Source organism: Prochlorococcus marinus (genome assembly GCF_001180245.1).
In the GTDB taxonomy this organism is placed as follows: Bacteria; Cyanobacteriota; Cyanobacteriia; order PCC-6307; family Cyanobiaceae; genus Prochlorococcus_A; species Prochlorococcus_A marinus_F.
Window position 1 is genome coordinate 1 of the sequence record NZ_CVSV01000102.1, and the last position, 221, is coordinate 221.

Here is a 221-nt window from a genome sequence, read left to right on the forward strand (position 1 = left end):
TGATCATTTACCAGAAGCCGCTTTTTACATGGTAGGAACAATTGAAGAAGCTATAGAAAAAGCAGAGAAGATGGAAAAAGAAGCTGCAGCTTAATGAGTGAAGAGTTTAAAATAGAAATAGTAAATCCAGAGCAATCTTTTCTTTCAAAAGAGGATGTTACTGAGGTGATCGTTCCAGCCTATGAAGGCGAAATGGGTATTTTGAAAGATCATATTTCTAT

Annotated in this window: 1 protein-coding gene; it reads left to right on the top strand. The window is 35.3% G+C overall.

Features of this window, described 5'->3' with window-relative positions; genetic code table 11:
* Nucleotides 1-93: 93 nt before the first annotated feature.
* The coding region (locus tag AMO19_RS08850) for a hypothetical protein (RefSeq protein ID WP_445013446.1) at nucleotides 94-221 on the top strand (128 nt) is incomplete at its 3' end.